Here is a 20,803-nt window from a genome sequence, read left to right as displayed (position 1 = left end):
GATTTTTATGAAATATGTATTATTAACAGGTTTAGTAGGTTTAGTTTGGTTATTTTATATATCATTGTTCAAAGCAGCAGCTAAAGAAGATAGTTATTTAGAAGAAGAGTTTAAAAAAAGTATTAATGAGGAGCTTAAAGAGAACATAGAATAAAAGAAAGTATTAAGAATATAATTTATTGATAGCATTTAAAAATAGGGGAAGTTAATGGTTGAAGTTGTTTTGGATCCTGGTCATGGTGGGTATGATGTTGGTGCAACTGGAATAGATGGAATTAAAGAAAAAGAGTGTACATTATTTATATGTAAGGCTTGTGAAGTTATTTTAAAAAAAAGTAAAATTAATGTTAAACTTACTAGACGGGATGATATGTATTTAAGTGAGAGAGAAAGAAATAAGATAGCTAAAGGTTTAAAAAGTAAAGTTTTTATTTCAGTACATTTTAATAGTAGTAATAATCTTATGGATTGTGGCACTGAGATTTTTTATAATCAAAATTCAGTAGATGGATATAAAATAAGTGAGCATATATTAGATAGCATAAATAGAGAAACTGGAATAAGCATTATTGGAATTAAGGAAGATGTCTACAATGAGCTTAATGGGTTAGATAATGCGGCTGCTTTAATTAAAATATGCTTTTTAAGTAATCCAAGAGAAGAAAATTTACTTAAAGATTATAATTTTAAAGAAAAAATTGCTAAAGGACTAGCTAATGGTATCCTAAAATATTTAGAACAAGAAAATGAAATTATTAGTGAAAAACCTATAAACAATAGTATAATTGGGGGAGATGGCATGACTGATGTTAAAATAAGTATAATTGATAAACCTTGGGGGGAAAAAGAAAAAGCTAAGCAATGGGCTAAGAATAGAGGTGCTACTGAAATTTTCATTGGATTAGCAGATTTATATTGGAGTTTTTTTGAAGAGTGTGGTGGAGTAAATCCAACAATGGCTTATGCACAGGCTGCTTTAGAAACTGGATATGGAAATTTTGGTGGGGTAGTAAAAGAAGAATTTAAAAATCCTTGTGGACTCAAAACAGCAGTAGGAATTGATGATTCTTTAGATTCACATGCTAAATTCAAAACCTGGGAAGATGGTGTACGAGCTCATTTAGATCACTTAGCATTATATGCAGGCGCAATAGGATATCCAAAAGCTAAGAGTCCAGATCCTAAACATTATCAATATTTATTTGGAGTATGTAAATATGTTGAAGACTTAGGTGGTATGTGGGCAGCTGGAGATGACTATGGGTTTAAAGTGATAAAGCTTATGGAAAGTATAAAAGAAACAGTTATAACAGATGATTTTGAAGAGGGGGATATAAAAAATGAAAATTCAGATGATACTCCTATAATAGACATAGAAAATAAGGTTGTAAATTTAAATGAAATATTATCTAAGTTAAGAGATGAGTATATTGATATATTTAAAGAAATAGAGGAAAGCAATAAGAGCATAGAGAAATACAAAGAAGAAAATAGTGAGTTAAAAGAAGAAATCAAAAATTTAAAAGAGAGATTGATAGAATATAAAAAAATAATTGATAGAATATATAGTTTAGCAGATATTAAATAATAAGTAAATTAAAGGGAATAACTAGGGTTGTATTTATATTTTAAGTTTTAAAAAGTTTTTAAAATTAATACAATCCTATTTTTATTAGCAAAATAAGTAATTATTGATTTTAAATCTATACTTATAATTATTTTATCTTGAATAGGATTTTTATATATAAATGTAAGACTATATTAATAAGTTCTTTAGAGCTTCATTTAATATGGAATAATAAGGGTAGTAAGCTAAGTTTTCTGAATTATGACGGCTTTTTTTAGCTATTATCCTAGAATATTCAATAAAAAAGCTTCTGAGAAATTAAGTAGGTGTTAAGGTATAGCTAAAATAAACACTCTTTTAAAATTGAATTAAAAATTATAATTATTTTAAAATAAAAAAAAGGAATTGCTTTTGCAATTCCTTTGTGGTCGGGGTGACAGGGATCGAACCTGCGACCTCATGGTCCCAAACCACGCGCGCTCCCATCTGCGCCACACCCCGGCGACATTTATTATTATAAGGGCATTTAAAAAGAATGTCAACAGAAAAAATAAAAAAGTTTAAAAAAATTAAAATAACTAACAAAAATATTATATTGCATTAATGTATATGATATTTCTACTAAGATGTTATAATGATTATTAGGTATTTAAAATATTTAAGATGAGGTGAAAACAAATGAAAATTACATCAATAATTATGCTTGCAGCTAGTTTCATACTAATAGTTATGGGGATAATTTTATTTGCCAACAAAAAAAGATTTGAAGGTGAACATGAAGCTGGAAGATATAATTCAAGGTACATACAAATAAATGCCATTGGAAACATATTTATAGGATTTTTAGGAACTATATTAGGGGCTCTTGATAGTTTTTTTGATGGAAATTCAATAAAAATAGCTTTTGCTATAGTTGTTATTGGAGGATCAATAGTACAAAAAATAATTGCCAAAAAAATGTCTAAATAGCATAAAAAGTAAAAATACATTAATTTACTGTAAAAAAACTGAAAAAAAACTGTTTATTTAACGTAAAAGTGACAATTTTATATTGTTACAAAAAGGTTTCAAATGTATAATAGATATGTGAAATTTTTTATCAGGGGAGGGATGAGTTCCTATTTTTCACTAAATGGGGGCAAGGTAGATATGAAGAAAAAAATAATTTCAACAGTTCTTGCTGCTACAATGACATTTGGAGTAGGACAAAGTGTATTCGCAACTCCGGTTTCAGATAGTCAAAAGCAGCAGATTCAAGAAAAGCAAGATAAATATGCAGAAATAAATAAGAAGATAAGAGAATTAGAAGATAAAATAGATGATTTAACAGCAAAATTAGAACCTTTATTTTTTAAAGTTCAACAAAATCAAGAAGAGATAAAGAAAACTGAGGAACAAATAGCTTCTGTTAAAGTTCAAATTGAAGAATCTAAGAAAAAGATAGAAAAACAACAAGAGGTATTAGGTAAGAGAATAAGAGCAACTTATAAAAGTGGTGGAGAAGCTAATTACTTAAGTGCTTTATTAGACTCTAATGGTATTGGTGATTTTTTAACAAAAGTACAAGCTATAAGCAGAGTTATGGGAATGGACAGACAGGTTATAGATCAATTAAATTCTGATAAAGCAGCTTTAGATAGTCAGGTTAAAGAATTACAAGACAAGACAGCTAAATTAGAAAAGCTTAATAAGGAAACTCAAGCTCAAATTGATGAGTTTAATAAAATGAAAGCAGATCAAGAAAATATAATAAAAGATTTAAAAGCAGACCAAGAAAAGGTTGTTGGAGAATTAGGTCCTTTAGAACAAAAATTAGCAGAACAATGGACTGATAAAATAAATTCAGGAAGTTCAATAGATCAATTAAATCAGGCTATTACAGCATTAACTGGTTTAAAAAATCAAATAAAAACTGAGTCAGTAAATCAAGAGATTGATCAAGCTATAAGCAAAGCTAAAGATTTAATTGAAACTAAAAAAGCTGAGGCAGCATCTAATCCAGCTCCTAATAGAGGGGGAAATGTTAATTCTACAGGAAGTAATTCAAGTAGCTCAGCTTCAAGTAATGCTTCATCAAGTAATTCATCTGCAAGTAAACCTTCAAAAGGTGGAAACACAGTAGCTCCACCAAGTCAAGGTAAGGCCTCATCAGTAGTTTCATATGCATACCAATTTATTGGAAGACCATATGTATTTGGAGCAACTGGCCCAGATACTTTTGACTGTTCAGGATTTACTAGTTATGTTTATAGACATGCGGCAGGTATGGAAATAACAAGAACTACTTATTCACAGATTAATCAAGGTAGACCAGTATCAAGAGATCAGTTACAGCCAGGAGATTTAGTATTTACTAATGGTGTAGGTCACGTTGGAATATATGTAGGTGGTGGACAAATGATTCACGCTGCTAGACCAGGTGTTGGTGTAATAGTAGGACCTATATATCATTTCTCATCAGCAAGAAGATTATTATAATTTTAAATATGTTTATGCCAAGCAGTATTTTTACTGTTTGGCATATTTTTTTGATTTTAATTTGTAGTAAGGCTTAATAGGAATAATCATGTGATATAATATAGACTATGATTATTTGATGAATTTCAAATAGAAATTTACTTAATAATAAAAAAGGTGAGTGTGAACAAGGATGAATGAAACTTTTAAGGAGTTAGATTTAAATTTAGTAAATGAAAATGAAACTCTTGATGATTTGCAATTAAATGGGCTACATTTAATTCAAAAAAAAGAGGGGTTTAGATTTGGAGTAGATGCAGTATTATTAGCTAACTTCGCTAATGTTAATAAAAAACATAGGGTTTTAGATTTATGTACAGGAACAGGAATAATTCCTTTTGTTATCTATGGAAAAAGAAGTCCTAAGGAAGCTGTGGGAATTGAAATTCAAGAGGAATTTGCTGAAATGGCTAATAGAAGTGTAAAAATAAATAATATAGAGGGCAAGGTTTCTTTTATATGTGGAGATTTAAAAGATAAGGAACTTAGTAAATCAATGGGTAAGTTTGATGTTGTTACTGTTAATCCTCCGTATAAATTAAATAATGCAGGGATTGTTAATCCAGAGGATAAGCTTGCAATAGCCAGACATGAAATTATGTGTAATTTAGAAGATGTTATAGAAGCAAGTAGAAGATTTTTAAAGGATAATGGAAGGCTTTATATGGTACATAGACCAGAAAGACTAGCTGATATATTTTGCCTTATGAGAAAATATAAAATTGAACCTAAGAGAGTTAGGATGGTTCATCCAAATACTAAGAAGGCAGCAAATATTGTTTTGGTTGAAGGACAAAGAGATGGAGGAGCATTTCTTAAGTGGGAACCACCTTTATATGTTTACAAAGATGAAGGTGGATATAGTGAAGAGATAGATAGAATATATGGAAGGGAGAATAAGTAAATGAGTAAAGTTTATTTAGTACCAACACCTATTGGAAATTTAGGAGATATAACATTAAGAGCCTTGGAGGTTCTTAAAAATGCAGATTTAATTGCAGCGGAAGATACAAGACAGACTCTTAAACTTTTAAATCATTTTGAGATAAAGAAGCCTCTAATGAGCTATCATAAGCATAATGAACAAGGAAAAGGAGAAGAAATCCTTAGAAGAGTTAAAGAAGGTTTAAATGTAGCTATTGTTAGTGATGCTGGTACTCCAGGAATATCAGATCCAGGAAGTGTTGTTGTTCAAAAATGTATAGAAGAAGGCATAGAATTTGAAGTTTTACCAGGAGCTACTGCTTTTACAACTGCATTAATATATTCAGGGTTAGATACTAGTAAGTTTATGTTCAAAGGATTTTTCCCTAGAGAAAATAAAGAGAAGAGAGCTTTTATAGAAGATATTAAGGATAGAACTGAAACAATAATAATATATGAATCACCATATAGAATTTTAGACACTATAGATACTTTAAAAGAAGGTTTAGGAAATAGAAAAATAGCAGTTTGTAGAGAACTTACTAAGCTTCATGAAGAAATATATAGGGGGACTATGGAAGAAGCTAAGCTATATTTTGAAGAGAATTCTCCAAAAGGAGAATTTGTTTGTGTTATTTCAGGAAAAACTGAAGAAGAAATTGAAGAAGAAAACACAGCAAAATGGAGTGATATGACAATAGAAGAACATATAATTCATTATATAGATAATGAGGGAATAAAGAAAAAAGATGCTATAAAAAAGGTTGCTAAAGATAGAGGAGTTGCTAAGTCTGAAATATATAAATATTCATTAGATATATAATTTTATTTATGTGAATTAAATGCTGAATTTGAGAAAAAATAAGAAATTATTTTTCTTAAAATTAGTTTTTTATTTTGCTAAACTAGTGTTGATTTTTACTAATAATTAATTATGTATTAAGGATAGCTAAAATCAACATTTTCTTAAAACAGGACTTTTTGTTTAAGTTTAAAATAGTGTTTACATGAATGTTAGTTTAATGAAAATTAAAAAAAGATATAAATAAAAAATAAAGCACTTCATAGGGGATTATGAAGTGCTTTAACACTATAAGGGGATATAGTGTCAAAATTATTATTGGTTAGGGTTAAAATGGTTAATTAATTATTTATTTATTTAAATAAGTTAATTACTATTTTTTTAATTCGTCTAAACATTTTTGACAAATGTTTTTACCTTTGTAGTTAACAACATCTCTAGCATCTCCACAGAAGATACAAGCTGGCTCATATTTCTTTAATATGATTTGCTCTCCATCTACATAGATTTCTAAAGCATCTTTCTCTGCGATATCTAATGTTCTTCTTAACTCTATAGGAATAACTATTCTTCCTAATTCGTCTACTCTTCTTACTACACCTGTTGATTTCATTATATTTCCTCCTTGCATTTTACAACTTTCGACAAAACGCATTATAATATTAACAAACTTGTAATATTAAGTCAACATGTTTTGGCAAAAAAAATGTTTGTTTACAATTTTTTTATTCTCAACCAATTTATATATTCAATATACTACCATTTTTTTGAAAAGTCAAGGCGAAAATCAAATTATTTACTAATAAACACCATAGTTTAGTTTAACATAATTTCAAAAAATAGGATTATAATACGTTCTTTAGTATGAAATTTGTTGAAAAGTAAGATTTTTAAAAATAAAAAAATACAATTGAAATAAAATTGGAAAAAAATAATAAAAATGTCGCATAACTATTTATTTATTATATATAATATTCTATGATATATGTAGTGGTTTGTTTATATTTATTTAATTAATACAAAAAAATGTTATTAAAATATAAAACAAATGTAAAATAAGGAAAATAAATTATTAAAAGGAATAAAATATGCGTTAATATTTTAAAATTAATTTAAAATTGAATTATAAAAAATTTATATTTTTTACCTTTTATAGCATTAAATTTAAAATGGTTTAAGGAGTAAGTTTCAATTTATATTTATAATTTTAGATGTTTTTTTACAAACTTAGTTAAAAAAACTATAAAAAGAAATTAGTAACTTGTAATGTGATTATAAATACTATATAATACATTATAAGGGTTTACAACGAAATTTGAGGTGTGCTTATGGATATTAGTAATTTTAATTCAGAACAAATAAAAATTCTTGCAGAAGAAATGTCAAAAAATAGTATGGTATCTTATGATGAATTACCTAAGTATGATTTATTTCTTTCACAGGTAATTGACTATTTAAATGATAAGTTTACAGAAGACAAATTTACAAATAATATAGTTCAAAACTATATTAAAAGTGAGGTAATATCAAAACCAGAAGATGGTAAGAAGCGTGGATATACAAAAGTTCATTTAGCCCAGCTAGTGCTTTTAAGCTATATGAGACCACTTTTAAAAACTGATGAAATAAAAAAGGTATTTGCTTTAGCTTTTAATGATATTAATGATAGAAGTGATGACATAATATCATGGGAAACAGCTTATAAGATGTTTGGAGAAGTACAGGAAGAAAGTATAAGAAGATTCCTAGATACTCCAATAGTGGATAATGATAAAATAGAAAAAATAATTAAGGCTTCTGATATAAAGGAAGAAGAAAGAGATCGTATAGTAACTTTCTTAACCGTTATGACTTTAATTGCACATGCTAGCGTTGTAAAGAAAATAGTGCAAAAGATAGTTCATGGATATCATAAAGAAGATAATGAAGAATAAAAAAGTTGAGAGTTAACTCAACTTTTTTTATTTTTAATATTATTCAAAGAATGAAACATTGTAGCTACAGATAAATTCTGAGTTTGGAGTAAGTGAATGAATTCCAGCTTTATCTTTGAATTCTCCTTGGAATCCATAAAAGTCGGCATGACCAAACCAAGGCTCTATGCAAACAAATGGTGCACCAGTAGCTTTTGTCCATAATCCTAAAAATGGGAAGTTATTAAAATCAAATTCTAAATATTTAGCATGTTTCTTTGATTTTAATGATATTTTAGTTGAGTTTAGATTTTTAAACATTAAGGCATCATTCTTAAATAAATTCAATGAAATAGGAATTATGTTTTCATTTTCTAAGAAAGGTTTTTCTTCATGTGAAAAATAACCAACATCAACTAATTGCATTAAACTAGCAGTTTCTTTTTTATCAAATTCAAAATAATAATCTTCAAATGAATCATTTTCAATTGGGCACATGAAAGCAGGATGTGCTCCTATTGAGAAGAACATTTCTTTATTATCTACATTTTTAACTATATAATCAATTTTTATATTATTGTTTTCTAATGTGTATTTTATTATTAATGAAAATTTAAATGGATATATTTTTAAAGTATCTTCAGAGTATCTTAATCCAAAGGAAATAGAATTTTTAGTTTTTTCTATCATTTCAAAATCACGAACTCTAGCAAGTCCATGTTGAGGTAATTCATAAGTTTTACCGTCAACTCTATATTTACCATCAAAAACTTTTCCTACTATAGGGAATAGGATTGGAGCATGATATTTCCAGTATGCTTCATCACCAGTCCATAAAAATTCAGTATTTTCTTTGTTTCCTTTTATGCTATATAATTCACCACCGTGATTACTTAAAGAGATTGTTAAATCTTTATTTTCAAGAGTGTAAATCATAATTTCATCCTTTCAAAATTAATATTTTTATTTTAAATATATTATATCACCTAAAAAATATCAAAAAAGCTAGAAAATAATAATTTACAATTATTTTCTAGCTTCTTTAATTATTTCTTTTCAGGATTTATATCTTTATATATATAATTTTGAATTTGTTCTTTAGTATCAGGTTGTTTAAATGTTAAATACCAAACACCATCAATCATAGCGCCTTTACAATATCCATCAAGTGGGAAACGCATATTTTCTACTGGTGGAATTCCAGTTGAAGCAACTGATTTTACAATATTTATAACATTTGAAGGAGTTAAATTTGTTTCAACATAAGGCATAAGTTTGTTTATTGTTTCAGGATATTCAGAAATACTTAATTTTGAAAGTTTTTTGATTATTGCATCAAGAACGTTTCTTTGTCTTTGAGTTCTTTCATAATCTCCATCTCCAACATAACGAACCCTAGCATATCCTACAGCTTGAGTACCATTTAATATTTGTTCACCTTCGTGTACAGGTTTATATTCAGTTCCAGCTATTTCAGAAACACTTTTAACATATTTATTAACTTCATTAACTTCATAAGATTTTATTGTTATTGGAACACCTCCAATATCATCAATAATTTTGGCAAGATTATCAAAGTTAACAGTAACATAATCTTTTACATTAAGACCAAAGTTTTGGTTAATAGTTTTTAAAGCCAATGTAGGTCCACCATAAGCATAGGCATGAGTTAATTTTGTTTTACCATGACCTTCTACATCAACATAACTATCTCTCATAAGAGAAGTTAACTTAATTTTATTATGTTTAGTGTCAACTGTAGCTATGATTATGGCATCAGATCTACCGATATCATTATGATCTCTACTATCAACACCAAATAAAGCAATATTTATAATACCATCTTTAAATAAATCCTTATTATCATCTATTCCTAAAGATTTATCATCTTGTGCTATCTTTTTAATATCCATCTTATTAAGTGTGGAGTATATGTAATAAGAACCTAAACCAATACCAACAAGCAATACAAAAAATATTGATAATATTACTACTTTAGTTTTACTTTTCTTTTTAGGTGTATCATTTTTTATATGTTTCCCTTCTGACATAATTTCACCGTCCTTTTATAAATTTTTACATATTTAACTATTTTAATTTTATTCCAATTAGTTCCTAAAAAAGTTACATTTTTATTAATTATACATAGTGTTTTGAAATATGTATAATTAATATAAAGAAGGTTAAAATTAAATATTTAAATTATATAAGGAGTATTTTATGAAAGACAAGTCTAGAAGTTTTCTAAGAAAGACAATAATATTTCTTGCTATGTTCGTAAAGAAAATAGGAGAAGATGATATTTTTGCACTGGGTGCACAGCTTGCATATTATATGATACTTTCTTTCATCCCATTTTTAATGTTTTTAATGACATTAATAGGTTTTAGCCATTTAAATAGTGATTATGTTTTACATTTACTAAGTAATGTAATGCCTAACGCGGCTTATGATTTAATACAGAGCACTGTTATAGAGGTGGTTGAAAGAGAACAAACAGGATTATTGTGGATAAGTATAGGATTGGCAATATGGGTATCATCATCAGGTTTTAAGGCTGTTATAAAGGGGTTAAACAAGGCGTATGGGGTTAAGGAAACGAGATCATATATAAAATTGAAGCTAACATCAATAATATACACTATATTTTTAGCATTAGTAATTATAGCTACCTTATTTTTATTTGTATTTGGTGATGTAATAGGAAATTTTTTCTTAAGATTGTTTGAACACCCAGAAATCATTTATTTTATGTGGAATATTTTAAGATATATAATAGTTATTTTTATAATGATTTTATTTTTTATGTTTTTATATAATGCTACACCTTGTGTGAGACTTGGATGGTTAGAAGTATTGCCAGGGGCATCAATAACAACATTAGGTTGGATATCTATATCATATATATTTGCATACTATGTAAATAATTTTAGCAATTATTCAAGGTTATATGGAAGTTTAGGAGCTGTATTTATGTTTATGACATGGATGTTTATAACATCTTTAATTCTTATACTTGGAGGAGAGATAAATGCAGTATTAGCAGAAAAAAGTAGATTAAGTGAATTATAATAAGTAAAGTTTATGATTTTCAATGATTTATCTTATAAGATACTTATAAGCTTTATAGGAAATTTTTAAAGACATTTCAGTTGAAAATTAAAAATATAGTTATAAAAATAAAAAACTTTTAAATATAAAGAGTTACGGTTTTAACTCCAATATATTTAAAAGTTTTTTAAAAAAAGAAATTTAAATTTTGAATATGTTTTTAAAGCAAAAAAAAACTTTGTGAATTTAATTAAACTTTAGAAAAATTTTAAATCTTTTATAATATTAAGATAAATTACTGAAAGTTTTAATCTATTTTTCATATCCATTTGGATGGTTTTTATGCCAGTTCCAAGCAGTTTCAATAATTGTTTCTAAAGAATTGAATTTAGGTTTCCAATTTAATTCCTCTATAGCTTTCTCTGAAGAAGCTATTAGGGTAGCTGGATCACCAGCTCTTCTAGGAGCCGCTTCTGCAGGGATTTTATGACCAGTTACTTTTCTAGTGACCTCAACAACTTCTTTAACTGTGAATCCAGTACCATTTCCTAAGTTGTAAATTCTACTTTCTCCACCATTCATTAATCTTTCTAAAGCCAATGAATGAGCAGAGGCTAAATCTGACACATGAATATAATCTCTTACACAAGTACCATCTTTAGTATTATAATCATCACCAAACATCATTATTTTATCTCTTTTTCCTAAAGCAACTTGTAGAATTAATGGAATTAAATGAGTTTCAGGAGAGTGATCTTCTCCTATTTTTCCATTAATATGAGCACCAGCTGCGTTAAAGTATCTTAAGGCAGTATATTTTATACCATAAGCAGTATCACACCATTTTAAAATCTTTTCAACAAGAAGCTTAGATTCCCCATAAGCATTAGTTGGAAGATTTTTATCGTTCTCTAGTATTGGAATATTCTCAGGTTCCCCATAAGTGGCAGCTGTTGATGAGAATACAATATATTTAACATTATGATCTCTCATAGCTTCTAATAAGCTTATAGTACCATAAACATTGTTTTCAAAGTATTTTAAAGGTTCACTCATGCTTTCTCCAACTAAAGAGTATGCAGCAAAATCTATTACAGCTTCAATAGTATTCTCAGTGAAAACTTTATCTAATATACTTCTATCTCTTAAATCTCCTCTATATACTTTGCCACCTAAAACAGCATCTTCGTGACCTTTTTCAAAGTTATCTAAAATAACAACCTCTTTATTATTTTCAAGTAGTTCTGCAACCATATGACTTCCTATATAACCTGCACCACCACAAACTAAAATTGCCATAGCAATACCTCCGTTTAAAATGATTCTTAATAATATTATAAGTAAAACTTTTACTAAAATAAATATATTTTACCTTAATATATGAATAAGTTTTACTTAATTGGTTAAAATATCAAATAATTAATAGTTAGGAGGGTAATATTACATGAATAAAATAGTATTATTAGGTCGTCTAGTAAAAGATCCAGAGTTAAGATATGTAGAGGATGGAGAGAAGGTTTATACTAAATTTACCATAGCTGTTTCAAGAAATTTTAAGTCTTCAAATGGAGAAAGAAAAAAAGATTTTATTCCAGTGATAATGTGGGAAAAAAAAGCCGAAATAGCATGTAAATATTTAAAAAAAGGTGATTTAGTTAGTATAAGTGGAAGACTTATAACAAGAAGTTTTGAAGATGATGAGGGAAAAAGAAGATATATAGTAGAAGTATCTGTAGAAGATTTTAAAGCTATTAACTATACAAATGATAGAGTAGACCATGAGTTTTAGCAAATATATATAAAATAAATATATAATATAAGGTTTTGTTTTAAACTAGGGCTGATTTTAGATTGAAACTAAGTAGGTTTGAAGAACTAGCTAAAATAAACACCTACTTAAAACTGAACCTAATATAAAAAAAGACAGAGGTTTCTCTCTGTCTTTTTTGTATAATCTTATTTTATAGCATTTCCAATTTCAACACCAAAATCAAAAGCTTTTTCATCTTCTTCATTAGATGGTCTGAATTTAACCTTTAATCCTTCAACTGGCATTTTCATTCTTAATTCTTTTAATCTTGATTCTATTCTTGGAACAGCTTCTCCGCTCCATCCATATGAACCAAAAGCACCAGCAACTTTTCTTCCGTGAATTACTGGATTAAGTTTAGCCATTAAATCTCTAACTGGTTCTAGTAATTCATTAACTATTGTTGGTGAACCAAATAATATAGCATCTGATGTTCCAACTTCTGCAACTAAATCAGTCATATCATGCTCTATTATGTTGTATAAGTTAACTTCAACATTTCCAGTAGAATTAATACCTTCAGCTATTTTCTCAGCTAATTGTTTAGTATATCCATATGCTGAAACATAGAATATTGAAGCTTTTTTAACTTCGTTAGCTGGAGCTGGAGTACTCCATTCTTTGTATAATTCAACTATTTTTTCAGGGTTAGATCTTAATATTGGACCATGACCTGGACAGATAACATCTATATCTAAATCCTTTATTTTATCGATTGCTTTTAAAACGAAAGGTTTAAATGGTCCCATTATGCAATCAAAGTAATATCTTAAAGCTTCCATGTAATTTTCTTCGCTTGGAAGTAAATCATTAAACATTTCTTCGCAAGAATAGTGGCTTCCAAATGAATCGCAAGTTATAAGAGTCTTATCTTCTTCTACATAAGTGTATATTGTATCAGGCCAGTGTAGTTGTGGTACCGACAAGAATTTTAAAGTTTTATTTCCTAATGATAAAGAATCTCCTTCTTTAACAGGAATAGATTCAAAATCTCTGTTTATGATTTCTTTTACATAGCTTATAGCTGTTGGTGATGCAACAATCTTAGCATTTGGAGCTAAATCTAATAATTTACCAATTGAACCAGCATGATCAGGCTCAGTATGGCTTACAACTATATAATCTAATTCAGAAGGATTAACTCCTAAATCTTCTAATCTAGAAATATATTCATCAAAGAATTGTTCTTTTACTGTTTCAAAAACAGCAGTTTTTTCGTTTCCTTTAACAACATATGAGTTATAAGTTGTTCCATAAGGTGTATACATTATTATGTCAAATACTCTAAGATTTGGATCTAATGCTCCAACCCAAAATAAATCTTCTTTAATAGTTAAGTGTTTCACTACATACGCTACATATTTTTTGTAGAATAATATGCAGCTACCTCCCTTCAAAATCCTAATTTTAATTTGTATAAATCAATACTTATACTATAACTTAATTTATAAACTTTAATCATTAGTTTTAGAAAAAATTAACTAAATTTTTAATATATATGTTTATCAATATAAATTTATTATGTTAAATAAAAGGGTAGTATATTGATAAATATATATAAAATCAAGTGTAAAATTATTAATTAATTAAAAATATCAATTAATAGTGCTTATTAATTGTACACTATTAATTATACACTTTTACACCTAAAAGTAAATAGAATTTGGGCTCTGTTAACTTAATTTTAAACTAAAAGATAATTGGGAATTTTCAGAAAATTTTAATACGTAAGTATGATTAATTTTAAAAAGAAAATATTAAAAAGTATATAAATTTTATCTATTGTATCGTTTTCATGAACTTTATAAAAACTTTTTTTTGAGATATAAAAAATTGAAATAAAAAACTAAAATATTCCTATAAAAATACAAATAAAATTAATTTTAGAATAAGAAATGTCGTTAAATAACGATAAAAAAATAGGTTTTGAATTCAGAATTTGACATGTTTTTTCAAATAAAGATGATAAGATAAAGACAATCTAAGTGTACAAGCATATAAGATAGGGAAATAAGGAGGATATACATGAGAGTTGTTAAAAATTTGTGTAAGGAATTGAATGAAGGAGATAAAAAACTTAATTTTTCTTATAGACTTATAGAAAATAATTATAAGGGAAGAGAAGTATATGGTATAGAAATTGAAAGAGAAGATTTTGTCCATAATATATTGACTAACATAGAACGAGACTCAGTAGAAAAGATATCTCCAAATAAAGAAAAGGTTTTCGAATTAGTTCAAAAATTATATGATTTTCAAGTTTCACCAATACACTTGATAGATATTATAGGGGAAGATATAGATAATTATGTAGCTGATTTTACTTGGTAGTAGTATCATAAGAGGTAAATAACTTATATAAAGGAGGAACTCTATGATAGTCGGAATTGGTGTGGACATAATTGAAATAGAAAGAGTTGAGAAAGCCATTAAAAATACTAAGAGTTTTCTTGATAAAATATTTACTGAAAAGGAAAAAGAATATTTTTATAGTAGAGGAATGAATAGTGAGGTTATAGCTGGAAACTTTGCATCAAAAGAAGCTATAAGTAAGGCTTTGGGAACTGGTATTAGGGGTTTCTCTTTTATGGACATAGAAATTTTAAGAGATGAATTAGGAAAACCTATGGTATTTTTGCATAATGATGCAAAAGTAATAGGAAACAAGTTAGTTGGAGATAATAGTTTACTAAAGATACATTTGAGTATTTCACATAATAAAAGTAATGCTATTGCATATGCTATGTTGGAAGGTGAGTCTTATGGAAATTTGTAGCTCTGATAGTGTAAGACAAATGGATAAAGAATATATAGAAGAATTTGATATGCCAAGCATAGTTCTAATGGAGAATGCTGTTATTAAGTTTTTGGATAATATAGATCTATCTAAGGATAACTTTACTATTATTTCAGGAAGAGGAAACAATGGAGGAGATGCTTTAGGCATTGCAAGACATCTATTAAATAAGGGTAAGAAAGTTTATATACATATTTTAGAGGAAAATAAAAAAGGATCAGATGATTTTAAGGTAAATCTTAGTATATTACAAAAGCTAGGTGGGGATATAAAAGATTTATCAGAGAGTAAAGACATAGAAATTTTGAGAAGTGATATTTTAAAAAGTGAAATTATAATAGATGGAATTTTTGGAACTGGGTTAAAGAGAGATGTTTCAGGAATATATCTTGAAGCTATAAAATGCATAAATGAGAGTAGTAGATATACTATTTCTATAGATGTTCCTTCAGGAATAGATTCTGATACAGGAGAAATTCTTGGAGAAGCAATTAAAGCCAACAAGACAATTACTTTTCAAGTTTATAAAAAAGGATTTTTGAATTATAAGAGTTTTGATTATACTGGGGAGATAGTAGTTGAAGATATAGGTATACCAAGAGAAATAGTAGAAAGAAATAAAGATAATACTAGTTTTACAGATGAAAAATATATAAAGAGAGTATTTCCTTTTAGAAATAAGGTTGGACACAAGGGTACATATGGCAGAGTTTTAATCTTTGCTGGACATAAGGGATTTGTAGGAGCTGCATACATGGTTGGAAAAGCAGCAGTAAAAACAGGTGCAGGGTTAGTAACTGTTTTAACACATGAAGAAGTTCAAGGTGAGTTAGCAATAAAGCTTAATGAGGCTATGACAGGAAAATATACATTCTGGGAAGAGTATAAAGACTTAGTTAAAGGTGCAAATGTTATTGCCTTTGGTCCTGGAATGGGAAACAATGATTTAACCTTTGATAAATTAAATGAGATTTTTGAAAATTATGATGGAAATATAGTTATAGATGCAGACGGGATAAATGTTTTAAAAAGAGATGAGGGTATTTTAAAAAGAGTAAAAGGAGATGTTGTCATTACACCACATCCTGGAGAAATGGCTAATTTACTAGGTGTAGAAGTAAAAGAAGTAGAAAGCAATAGAGTTGAAATTGCAAAAGAATATGCCAAAAATAATGGAATAGTAGTTCTTTTAAAAGGTTATAATACAATAATTACAGATGGAAATAAAGTTATGATAAACCCAACAGGAAATAGTGCTATGGCGTCAGGAGGAATGGGTGATACATTAACAGGTATAATAACAGCATTAATTTCACAGGGATTAAGTGTTTTTGATGCCTCAGTATTAGGAGCTTATATACATGGATATATAGGAGATGAATTATCAAAGGATAATTTCTCAGTAAGTGCTACTGAAATTATTAAGAATATACCAAGTAAAATGAAAGAATTAAGTAGGATTTAGAATAAAAAAGATTACTAATTAATAAGTATGTAAGGTATAAGGTTTAAATAGGGGGAATTCAATGAAAGATAAACAAAATACCATACTTATAATAATATTAATTGTAATCTTAGTTATAGTAGGTGGACTAGCTACTTACCAAAAGTTTCATGATGTAACACCAGAAGAAATATTAGAAGAAATATTTTCTTTAGAAAAATATGAAGCAGAAGTCACATATGATGTGAAAAATGATAGAGGTCAGTTCCAAGAAAAAGGAAGAATATATTATGATAAAGAAGTGGGAACTAAGATAGTTCTAGATGATAGAGAACAGATATTTAAGGATGACAAAATAATAATAAATTACTTTAAAGATGAGAAAACTTATGAAGTTTCAGAAGGTTACGATGAATTTTACAGATTTATGTTTATAAATAAATTAAAAGACATATGTAATCAAGAACATAATATAACATACAAGTGGAATGATGAGAATGATAAATCAGAAATCATATTAGAGCTTAAAGATTTAAATGGAAATGAGAATTTTGAGAGAGAAGTATTGAAAATAGATGCAAAAAAGAAAGTTCCTAAGGAAGCTATAATTTATGGAAAAGAAAATTCAGAGAGTGTTGTTATAAGATTTAATAACTTCAGTAAAGTTAAGAGTTAAAAATATTAATCTGTGGCTAAAAATATAGCCACAGGATTTACTTAATAAATAGGCATTTGATTAAAGTATCGCTGTTTTACATATTAAATAGTATAAAAATGAAAATGATATAGATATAAAAATGGATATTATGTCAAAAAATATCATTTGCATAAGAGGAATTCTTTGACAAAGTGGCATATTTTGTAATATAATCAATACATAATTTAAGACTCTTTTTACATTTAGGAGTGATATTCATGTCAAAGTCAAAGATTAGTAAACAAAATTTAAAAAAAGAAAAAAAAGTTGAAAATTTTAGTCAATTAAAAGGACAAAAGTTAATAACATATAGTGAGGATAAAAAAGAGAATTTTTATGAAGTAATGAAAGAAGGATATAAAGCTATGGCTTTAATAAATTCTCAATATGCCGAAGAGGCTACTTCAGCTGAATACTTTGATCAAATAGAATATGAGACATGGCTTTGCGGAGTGTGATATAAATGGCTAGTTTAAATGTGAAAAGAGGGGATATATTCTATGCTGACTTAAGTCCAGTAGTTGGATCAGAGCAGGGTGGAATAAGACCAGTTATAATAATACAAAACGATATAGGGAACAGATATAGTCCAACTGTAATCGTTGCGGCTATAACATCTCAAATAAATAAAGCAAAATTACCTACACATGTAGAGATTTCATCAGAGGAATATGGTTTAAATAGAGACTCAGTTGTTCTTTTAGAACAAATAAGAACACTGGACAAGCGTAGATTAAAAGAGAAAATTGGACATATGACAGAATGTGATATGAAAAAGGTGAATAAAGCTTTATTAATAAGTTTAAATTTATAATAATAAATAAGAATACATTAGGCTATGGTCAAATTTTTAACCATAGCTTTTTAATTTTATAAAACAATTTAAGATAAATCTAAAATTTTTAGCTTTTTTAAATTGATTAAGTTGAAAATTAAAAAAAATTTAATGTAATCGATATAATTTTTTGTGTAGTATTAAAGGCGTAAATAAGATACTCTATTTGAAAATTTTTATAGAAAAAAATATCAAGGATATACTATTGTAAAGTTAATTCTTTTAAAAAACCCTGTGAGAGAGTAAAAAAAGTTTGTAATAGAGTATACTAATAAGTGATTATGCTATACTTAATGAAAGCAAAATAAGTAAAAAGATTAGCATAAATAAAAAAATACTATAGGAAAAGTATTTTTTTTATGATAGAATTAACTTGTTAAAAAGGTAAAACATATTTTAAAAAAGTTTACATAAATGTACAGGAGGTCATTATGAGCAACAAGATACAAGAGTTAACAAGTATGGCTAAGGTTATAAGAAAAGACATAGTAACTATGCTTACTGAGTCAGCATCAGGACATCCAGGCGGATCATTATCAATAGCAGATATAGTAACTACACTATACTTCAAAGAAATGAATATTGATCCAGAAAATCCAAAGGATCCAAACAGAGATAGATTCGTTCTTTCAAAAGGACACGCAGCACCAGTTTTATATAGTGCATTAGCAAGAAAAGGATTCTTTGATCCAGCTGAATTAACTACATTAAGAAAGTTTGGTTCAAACCTTCAAGGACATCCAAACATGAACGATTTACCAGGAATAGATATGTCAACTGGTTCATTAGGTCAAGGTATATCAGCAGCTGTAGGTATGGCTTTAGCTGGTAAATTAGATAACAAAGATTATAGAGTATTCACAATCTTAGGAGATGGAGAGCTTGAAGAAGGTCAAGTATGGGAAGCAGCTATGTCAGCAGCTCACTACAGACTAGATAACTTAACAGCTTTCGTTGATTTTAACGGATTACAAATAGATGGAGATATCAAAGAAGTTATGAGTCCATGTCCAATTGATAAGAAGTTCGAAGCTTTCGGATGGAATGTAATAGTAATAAATGGACATGATTTTGAAGAAATAATAAATGCTATACAAAAAGCAAGAAGTACAAAAGGTGCACCAACTTGCATAGTTTGTAACACAGTAAAAGGTAAAGGGGTTTCATTTATGGAAAACCAAGCAGCTTGGCATGGAACAGCTCCAACTAAAGAGCAATGTGAGCAAGCTATAAAAGAGATTGGAGGGGACAACTAATGGGAAAGAAAATAGCAACTAGAGAAGCATACGGAAAAGCATTAGCTAAATTAGCTAGCGAAAATGAAAATATATTAGTTTTAGATGCTGACCTTTCAAAATCAACTAAAACTGCTGATTTTAAAAAAGTATGTCCAGAAAGATTTATAAACATGGGAATCGCAGAAGGAAATATGATGTCAGTAGCAGCAGGTTTATCAACTTGTGGCAAAATCCCATTTGCTAGTACTTTTGCTATGTTTGCAGCTGGAAGAGCATTTGAACAAATCAGAAACTCAATATGTTATCCAAGATTAAATGTAAAAATATGTGCTACTCATGCTGGATTAACAGTTGGAGAAGATGGTGCATCTCACCAAGCTATCGAAGACTTATCATTAATGAGAAGTATTCCAAATATGACAGTAATATGTCCATCAGATGCTGTTGAGACAGAAGCTGTAATAAGAGCTATCGCTGAATATAATGGACCTTGCTATGTAAGATTAGGAAGAGCTGGTGTTAATGTAATAAACGATAGACCAGATTACAAGTTTGAAATTGGAAAAGGTATAGAATTAAAAGAAGGTAATGATGTAACATTATTTGCTACTGGAATAATGGTAGATGTTGCTATCGAAGCGGTTGAAGAATTAGCTAAAGAAGGAATCAATGCAAGATTAATAAACATTCATACATTAAAACCAATAGATACAGAGATTATAATAAAAGCTGCTAAAGAAACTGGTGCATTAGTTACTTTAGAAGAACATAATATAATTGGTGGATTAGGATCAGCTGTAGCTGAGGTTGTTGGAGAAGAGTGTCCAGTACCTGTAGTTAAAGTTGGTGTTAGAGATACATTTGGAGAAAGTGGTAAGCCAGATCAATTATTAAAAGCTTATGGTTTAACTTCAGAAGAAGCTGTTAAGGCTGCTAAGAAAGCAATTAGCTTAAAAAAATAGTAACCAATTTACTTCTTGTAAAATACTAATATTAAACAGCATGAGTATTCTCATGCTGTTTTTTTACTTTTTATGTTTTTTTAGACTATAAATATTAACTGATGATGAATTTAATTAATTGCTAAAGCATAAAAGATAATGGAAATATTAGAGATTGAATGTTATATTGAATTTTTAAGGAAATATTCAAAGTGTGTTTACAAATAGTTTTATATAATAGTTTATTTGAATTTAATTTAAATAATT

The 20,803-nt window shown here is 27.9% G+C and carries 22 protein-coding genes and 1 tRNA gene; 17 read left to right on the top strand and 6 right to left on the bottom strand.

Annotation, left to right across the window (positions count from 1 at the left end):
* The first annotated feature begins 7 nt into the window (after positions 1-7).
* Both Q1K13_RS03780 and Q1K13_RS03775 read left to right on the top strand, forming a co-directional pair.
* Positions 8-154 (top strand): hypothetical protein, encoded by a 147-nt coding sequence (locus Q1K13_RS03780; protein ID WP_300347814.1) that lies wholly within the window; start codon positions 8-10, stop codon positions 152-154.
* A 54-nt stretch (positions 155-208) separates the two neighbouring features.
* Positions 209-1,588 (top strand): N-acetylmuramoyl-L-alanine amidase, encoded by a 1,380-nt coding sequence (locus Q1K13_RS03775; protein WP_300347813.1) that lies wholly within the window; start codon positions 209-211, stop codon positions 1,586-1,588.
* Between the two features lie 404 nt (positions 1,589-1,992).
* On the opposite strand, the gene Q1K13_RS03770 is transcribed toward Q1K13_RS03775, so the two are convergent.
* Positions 1,993-2,068, bottom strand: a tRNA-Pro gene (locus Q1K13_RS03770).
* A 177-nt stretch (positions 2,069-2,245) separates the two neighbouring features.
* On the opposite strand from Q1K13_RS03770, the gene Q1K13_RS03765 reads away from it, so the two are divergent.
* The 4 genes from Q1K13_RS03765 (at position 2,246) to rsmI (ending at position 5,831) form a co-directional block, all read left to right on the top strand.
* Positions 2,246-2,536 (top strand): hypothetical protein, encoded by a 291-nt coding sequence (locus Q1K13_RS03765; RefSeq protein WP_300347812.1) that lies wholly within the window; start codon positions 2,246-2,248, stop codon positions 2,534-2,536.
* 180 nt (positions 2,537-2,716) lie between these two features.
* Positions 2,717-4,045, top strand: coding sequence for a C40 family peptidase (locus tag Q1K13_RS03760; protein WP_300347811.1), 1,329 nt, complete (start codon positions 2,717-2,719; stop codon positions 4,043-4,045).
* Between the two features lie 172 nt (positions 4,046-4,217).
* Positions 4,218-4,988, top strand: coding sequence for a tRNA1(Val) (adenine(37)-N6)-methyltransferase (locus Q1K13_RS03755; protein ID WP_300347809.1), 771 nt, complete (start codon positions 4,218-4,220; stop codon positions 4,986-4,988).
* Complete coding sequence (gene rsmI, locus Q1K13_RS03750; RefSeq protein WP_300347808.1) at positions 4,989-5,831, top strand: 16S rRNA (cytidine(1402)-2'-O)-methyltransferase; 843 nt, start codon at positions 4,989-4,991, stop codon at positions 5,829-5,831.
* 352 nt (positions 5,832-6,183) lie between these two features.
* On the opposite strand, the gene Q1K13_RS03745 is transcribed toward rsmI, so the two are convergent.
* Positions 6,184-6,423, bottom strand: a complete 240-nt coding sequence (locus tag Q1K13_RS03745; RefSeq protein WP_003476163.1) for an AbrB/MazE/SpoVT family DNA-binding domain-containing protein — start codon at positions 6,421-6,423, stop codon at positions 6,184-6,186.
* 715 nt (positions 6,424-7,138) lie between these two features.
* On the opposite strand from Q1K13_RS03745, the gene Q1K13_RS03740 reads away from it, so the two are divergent.
* A complete protein-coding gene (locus tag Q1K13_RS03740) occupies positions 7,139-7,744 on the top strand; it encodes a DUF1836 domain-containing protein (RefSeq protein ID WP_300347807.1) in 606 nt (201 codons plus the stop codon).
* A 39-nt stretch (positions 7,745-7,783) separates the two neighbouring features.
* Here Q1K13_RS03740 and Q1K13_RS03735 read toward each other — a convergent pair whose 3' ends face one another.
* Entirely contained in the window at positions 7,784-8,659 is an 876-nt protein-coding gene (locus tag Q1K13_RS03735) for an aldose 1-epimerase family protein (protein WP_300347806.1), read from the bottom strand.
* Between the two features lie 110 nt (positions 8,660-8,769).
* Positions 8,770-9,774 carry an LCP family protein gene (locus tag Q1K13_RS03730; protein WP_300347805.1) on the bottom strand — a complete coding sequence of 335 codons (1,005 nt, stop codon included), beginning with the start codon at positions 9,772-9,774 and terminating at the stop codon, positions 8,770-8,772.
* Positions 9,775-9,943: 169 nt separating this feature from the next.
* On the opposite strand from Q1K13_RS03730, the gene Q1K13_RS03725 reads away from it, so the two are divergent.
* A complete protein-coding gene (locus Q1K13_RS03725) occupies positions 9,944-10,795 on the top strand; it encodes a YihY/virulence factor BrkB family protein (protein WP_300347803.1) in 852 nt (283 codons plus the stop codon).
* Positions 10,796-11,086: 291 nt separating this feature from the next.
* Here the strand turns inward: Q1K13_RS03725 and galE are convergent, their stop codons facing one another.
* Positions 11,087-12,073, bottom strand: coding sequence for a UDP-glucose 4-epimerase GalE (gene galE, locus Q1K13_RS03720; RefSeq protein WP_300347802.1), 987 nt, complete (start codon positions 12,071-12,073; stop codon positions 11,087-11,089).
* 145 nt (positions 12,074-12,218) lie between these two features.
* Between galE and Q1K13_RS03715 the strand changes: the two genes are divergently transcribed.
* Complete coding sequence (locus tag Q1K13_RS03715) at positions 12,219-12,563, top strand: single-stranded DNA-binding protein (protein ID WP_300347801.1); 345 nt, start codon at positions 12,219-12,221, stop codon at positions 12,561-12,563.
* 167 nt (positions 12,564-12,730) lie between these two features.
* On the opposite strand, the gene Q1K13_RS03710 is transcribed toward Q1K13_RS03715, so the two are convergent.
* The gene (locus Q1K13_RS03710; RefSeq protein ID WP_300347831.1) at positions 12,731-13,930 is read right to left on the bottom strand and encodes an FprA family A-type flavoprotein; all 1,200 of its coding nucleotides are present in this window, start codon (positions 13,928-13,930) and stop codon (positions 12,731-12,733) included.
* Positions 13,931-14,609: 679 nt separating this feature from the next.
* On the opposite strand from Q1K13_RS03710, the gene Q1K13_RS03705 reads away from it, so the two are divergent.
* From Q1K13_RS03705 to Q1K13_RS03670, 8 genes are all read left to right on the top strand, one after another.
* Entirely contained in the window at positions 14,610-14,915 is a 306-nt protein-coding gene (locus Q1K13_RS03705) for a DUF6514 family protein (RefSeq protein ID WP_300347800.1), read from the top strand.
* Between the two features lie 43 nt (positions 14,916-14,958).
* On the top strand, positions 14,959-15,360 hold the full coding sequence (acpS, locus tag Q1K13_RS03700; RefSeq protein WP_300347799.1) for a holo-ACP synthase: 402 nt from the start codon (positions 14,959-14,961) through the stop codon (positions 15,358-15,360).
* The gene (locus Q1K13_RS03695; RefSeq protein WP_300347798.1) at positions 15,347-16,846 is read left to right on the top strand and encodes an NAD(P)H-hydrate dehydratase; all 1,500 of its coding nucleotides are present in this window, start codon (positions 15,347-15,349) and stop codon (positions 16,844-16,846) included. The genes acpS and Q1K13_RS03695 overlap by 14 nt, the downstream gene beginning before the upstream one ends.
* Before the next feature lie 61 nt (positions 16,847-16,907).
* Positions 16,908-17,501, top strand: coding sequence for a germination lipoprotein GerS-related protein (locus Q1K13_RS03690; RefSeq protein ID WP_300347797.1), 594 nt, complete (start codon positions 16,908-16,910; stop codon positions 17,499-17,501).
* A gap of 239 nt (positions 17,502-17,740) precedes the next feature.
* Complete coding sequence (locus Q1K13_RS03685) at positions 17,741-17,980, top strand: hypothetical protein (protein ID WP_300347796.1); 240 nt, start codon at positions 17,741-17,743, stop codon at positions 17,978-17,980.
* 5 nt (positions 17,981-17,985) lie between these two features.
* Positions 17,986-18,336 (top strand): type II toxin-antitoxin system PemK/MazF family toxin, encoded by a 351-nt coding sequence (locus Q1K13_RS03680; RefSeq protein WP_300347794.1) that lies wholly within the window; start codon positions 17,986-17,988, stop codon positions 18,334-18,336.
* A 452-nt stretch (positions 18,337-18,788) separates the two neighbouring features.
* Complete coding sequence (locus Q1K13_RS03675; RefSeq protein ID WP_498038035.1) at positions 18,789-19,613, top strand: transketolase; 825 nt, start codon at positions 18,789-18,791, stop codon at positions 19,611-19,613.
* Complete coding sequence (locus Q1K13_RS03670) at positions 19,613-20,557, top strand: transketolase family protein (protein ID WP_300347793.1); 945 nt, start codon at positions 19,613-19,615, stop codon at positions 20,555-20,557. Before Q1K13_RS03675 ends, Q1K13_RS03670 begins: the two co-directional genes overlap by 1 nt.
* Positions 20,558-20,803 lie beyond the last annotated feature (246 nt).

The sequence above is a fragment of the Clostridium sp. genome (assembly GCF_029267215.1).
Classification (GTDB): Bacteria; Bacillota; Clostridia; order Clostridiales; family Clostridiaceae; genus Sarcina.
This window is presented reverse-complemented; position numbering and strand designations above follow the sequence as displayed.

Bases quoted from the DNA above. Each gene is read 5' to 3' on its own strand.
- Q1K13_RS03715 (WP_300347801.1), top strand. From the start codon at position 12,219: ATGAATAAAATAGTATTATTAGGTCGTCTAGTAAAAGATCCAGAGTTA.
- Q1K13_RS03730 (WP_300347805.1), bottom strand. From the start codon at position 9,774: ATGTCAGAAGGGAAACATATAAAAAATGATACACCTAAAAAGAAAAGT.
- Q1K13_RS03685 (WP_300347796.1), top strand. From the start codon at position 17,741: ATGTCAAAGTCAAAGATTAGTAAACAAAATTTAAAAAAAGAAAAAAAA.
- acpS (WP_300347799.1), top strand. From the start codon at position 14,959: ATGATAGTCGGAATTGGTGTGGACATAATTGAAATAGAAAGAGTTGAG.
- Q1K13_RS03780 (WP_300347814.1), top strand. From the start codon at position 8: ATGAAATATGTATTATTAACAGGTTTAGTAGGTTTAGTTTGGTTATTT.
- Q1K13_RS03705 (WP_300347800.1), top strand. From the start codon at position 14,610: ATGAGAGTTGTTAAAAATTTGTGTAAGGAATTGAATGAAGGAGATAAA.
- Q1K13_RS03680 (WP_300347794.1), top strand. From the start codon at position 17,986: ATGGCTAGTTTAAATGTGAAAAGAGGGGATATATTCTATGCTGACTTA.
- galE (WP_300347802.1), bottom strand. From the start codon at position 12,073: ATGGCAATTTTAGTTTGTGGTGGTGCAGGTTATATAGGAAGTCATATG.
- Q1K13_RS03760 (WP_300347811.1), top strand. From the start codon at position 2,717: ATGAAGAAAAAAATAATTTCAACAGTTCTTGCTGCTACAATGACATTT.
- Q1K13_RS03695 (WP_300347798.1), top strand. From the start codon at position 15,347: ATGGAAATTTGTAGCTCTGATAGTGTAAGACAAATGGATAAAGAATAT.
- Q1K13_RS03735 (WP_300347806.1), bottom strand. From the start codon at position 8,659: ATGATTTACACTCTTGAAAATAAAGATTTAACAATCTCTTTAAGTAAT.
- rsmI (WP_300347808.1), top strand. From the start codon at position 4,989: ATGAGTAAAGTTTATTTAGTACCAACACCTATTGGAAATTTAGGAGAT.
- Q1K13_RS03765 (WP_300347812.1), top strand. From the start codon at position 2,246: ATGAAAATTACATCAATAATTATGCTTGCAGCTAGTTTCATACTAATA.
- Q1K13_RS03670 (WP_300347793.1), top strand. From the start codon at position 19,613: ATGGGAAAGAAAATAGCAACTAGAGAAGCATACGGAAAAGCATTAGCT.
- Q1K13_RS03725 (WP_300347803.1), top strand. From the start codon at position 9,944: ATGAAAGACAAGTCTAGAAGTTTTCTAAGAAAGACAATAATATTTCTT.
- Q1K13_RS03745 (WP_003476163.1), bottom strand. From the start codon at position 6,423: ATGAAATCAACAGGTGTAGTAAGAAGAGTAGACGAATTAGGAAGAATA.
- Q1K13_RS03675 (WP_498038035.1), top strand. From the start codon at position 18,789: ATGAGCAACAAGATACAAGAGTTAACAAGTATGGCTAAGGTTATAAGA.
- Q1K13_RS03755 (WP_300347809.1), top strand. From the start codon at position 4,218: ATGAATGAAACTTTTAAGGAGTTAGATTTAAATTTAGTAAATGAAAAT.
- Q1K13_RS03775 (WP_300347813.1), top strand. From the start codon at position 209: ATGGTTGAAGTTGTTTTGGATCCTGGTCATGGTGGGTATGATGTTGGT.
- Q1K13_RS03740 (WP_300347807.1), top strand. From the start codon at position 7,139: ATGGATATTAGTAATTTTAATTCAGAACAAATAAAAATTCTTGCAGAA.
- Q1K13_RS03690 (WP_300347797.1), top strand. From the start codon at position 16,908: ATGAAAGATAAACAAAATACCATACTTATAATAATATTAATTGTAATC.